Origin of the sequence: Tardiphaga sp., from assembly GCF_028290785.1 — a bacterium.
Taxonomy (GTDB): domain Bacteria; phylum Pseudomonadota; class Alphaproteobacteria; order Rhizobiales; family Xanthobacteraceae; genus Tardiphaga.
This window is the reverse complement of record NZ_JAQGJD010000267.1, coordinates 1-2,786: the sequence shown is the minus strand read 5'-3', so window position 1 is coordinate 2,786 and position 2,786 is coordinate 1. Positions and strand designations below refer to the sequence as shown.

The following is a 2,786-nucleotide window of genomic DNA, read 5'->3' as shown; positions in this document are numbered from 1 at the left end:
GCATCGGTCCATGACGCCTTTGGCGTCCAGCCCGAGCCCTTGGCCAAAGCGGCAAAACGCTCCAGGCTGTATTTGTAGCTGCTCTCGGTGTGGATGCTCTCGCCGGCGCGGAACGCGAAGCTGCGGCCGAGCACGTTGACGGTCTGTGGCTTCTTGGCGATCAGGTGCATTTCGATGCGGTGGCGCTCGCGGTTGTAGATCGCGCGGTGCGCAAAGGCCGACAGGTCGAAGTCACCGCCGAGTTCGCGGTTGATGCGCACCAGAACGTTCTTGTTGAACTGCCCGGTAACTCCGGCCGCGTCGTTGTAGGCGGCGTAGAGCTGCTTTTCGTCCTTCTCCAGGTCGATGCCGATCAGCATCAGCGCGTTCTGGCCGAGAATCGCGCGGGCGCTGCGCAGGAAGCCGCAGGCCTCGTGCGGCTCGAAATTGCCCAGCGTCGAGCCCGGGAAGAAGCCAACCTTGGGCATCGCCCGGACCGCGTCGGGCAGTTCGAACGGCGCGGTGAAATCGGCGGTCACCGGAAATACGTTCAGCGCCGGAAAATCCGCACGCAACTCCGCGGCCTGCGCGTTCAGGAAGTCGCCGGAAATATCCACCGGCACGTAGGCGCCGAATTCGCATTCGTTCAGCAGCAGTCGCACCTTGGTGGTGGCGCCTGCGCCGAATTCGACCAAAGCCGCGCCCTCGGGAATGATCGCGCGAATGTCAGAGCCGCGGGCGCGCAAAATTTCCAGCTCGGTGCGCGTCGGGTAGTATTCCGGCAGCTTGGTGATCTGCTCGAACAGCTCGGAGCCCGCCGCGTCGTAGAAGTATTTTGGCGACAGCTTCTTGGGATGCTGGGAAAGGGCTTCGGCGACATCGGCGGCGAAGGCCGAGGTGGTGGCATCGAGCGGCGCGGGGGCCAGCGGGGCATGGACGTTCATCGAAACTCTCCTCAACGCAGACGCGCTGTGTACTGAAAATCAGGCACTGTAGTCGGCGAGCCGGAGCCCGGTGAATTGCCAGCGGTGATGGGGATAAAAGAAGTTGCGATACGAGATACGGCTGTGGCCGTCGGGGGTTGCAAGCGACGAGCCGCGCAGTACCAGCTGGTTGACCATGAACTTGCCATTGTATTCGCCGAGCGCGCCTTCGATGGCCCGGTAGCCGGGGTAGGGGGAGTACGAGCTGCGGGTCCACTGCCAGACCAGGCCGAAGGCGTCATTGAGCGAGCCCGCGCGTGCCGCGACCTCCCATTCCATCTCGGTCGGCAGATGCTTGCCGCTCCAGCGTGCGAAGGCGTCGGCCTCGTAATAGCTGACGTGGCAGACCGGAGCCGCGGGATCGACCGGCTGCAATCCGCCCAGCGTCATGATCTGCCATTGGCCATCGATCTTTCGCCAGTGGCCGGGCGCCTGCCACTCCTCGCGCTCGGCGGCGGCAAAGCCGTCCATCAGCCACAGCGTTGGCGTGGTGTAGCCGCCGGCTTGCATAAACTGCAGCCATTCGCCGTTGGTGATCAGGTTGCGCGCCAGCCGGACCGGGCCGACCAGCGCGCGATGCGCCGGCTTCTCGTTGTCGAAATGGAAGCTGTCGGTGGTGTGGCCGATGGTGTGGATGCCCTCGGTCAGTGTCAGCCAAGAATCCTTTGGTGCATCGCCTGACGTGGTCGATGCCGGGAAGGTCCACGCCGGATCATAGGCCGGTGGGATCGGGTTCTGCGCGAAGGCGTGCAGGATGTCGGTCAGCATCAGCTCCTGATGCTGCTGCTCGTGGTTGAAGCCGACTTCCAGCAGCGGCACCAGCGAGGTCAGCTTGGCGTCGTCGGTCTCGCTGAAAAATTTGAGCACGGCGGCATCGACGTGGCGGCGATAGGCGGTGACGTCATCGGCCCCGGGGCGGGTGAGGTGGCCGCGCTGGGCGCGGGCATGGCGCGGGCCAGCGGAGACGTAATAGGAATTGAACAGATACGCATAGTCCGGATGGTAGGGCGTATAGCCGGGTGCGTGGTCGCCGAGCAGGAACTGCTCCCAGAACCAGGTGACATGGGCGCGGTGCCACTTTGCCGGCGAGGCGTCGGGCATCGACTGCACGAGCTGGTCTTCAGCAGAAAGTGATGCGGCGCGGCGCTCGGTTTCGTTGCGGACGGCCATGAACGCATCGCCGAGCCGCCGGGCCAGCGAGCCGGATTCGGAGACCGATGACGTGGCAGGGGCGTCCATCGAGGCCGCGGCGGAAGCTGGATTCGTCACGAAAGTCTCCGGTTTTGGGGAGAACGCTGCTCCGGTCGTAGGGTTCCGCGCACGGTCTGTTCTAAATAGGTCATCCCGACCGGTATGAAAGGCTCACCATCATATGAATCGGCGGCCCGGCGGGACTTGGCAAAAACTGCGGAAAAGCGGGCCTCCGGCATGCCGGCCGGCGGCGGCTTCCAACGGGCCTCGCCGTCAGGCTTTTGAAAATTCAGGCTTTTGGCTTGGGGTGCGAACCGGTTTCGGCTACATATATGTCAAGTCTGACGGACGCAGCGCCCGCGACCGGGCCGCAACAGGGATGCGATCATGAGCATTGAGCAATTCATCGAGAACGAAGTGAAGACCAACGACGTGGTGCTGTTCATGAAGGGCACCCCGCAGTTTCCGCAGTGCGGCTTCTCCGGCCAGGTGGTGCAGATCCTCGATCACGTCGGCGTCGGCTATAAGGGCCTCAACGTGCTGGAATCCGCCGACCTGCGCGACGGCATCAAGACCTATTCGAACTGGCCGACGATTCCGCAACTCTACGTCAAGGGCGAGTTCGTCGGCGGC

3 protein-coding genes are annotated in these 2,786 nt (G+C 63.8%); 1 reads left to right on the top strand and 2 read right to left on the bottom strand.

Annotated elements, in window-relative coordinates; genetic code table 11:
* On the bottom strand, positions 1–923 hold a 923-nt coding region (gene egtD, locus JWR89_RS16385; RefSeq protein WP_299717971.1), incomplete at its 3' end, for an L-histidine N(alpha)-methyltransferase.
* Between the two features lie 39 nt (positions 924–962).
* Complete coding sequence (gene egtB, locus JWR89_RS16380; RefSeq protein WP_299717969.1) at positions 963–2,231, bottom strand: ergothioneine biosynthesis protein EgtB; 1,269 nt, start codon at positions 2,229–2,231, stop codon at positions 963–965.
* Between the two features lie 309 nt (positions 2,232–2,540).
* Here egtB and grxD point away from each other — a divergent pair.
* Positions 2,541–2,786, top strand: a 246-nt coding sequence (gene grxD / locus JWR89_RS16375; protein ID WP_299717967.1) for a Grx4 family monothiol glutaredoxin, incomplete at its 3' end; no start/stop codon positions are given.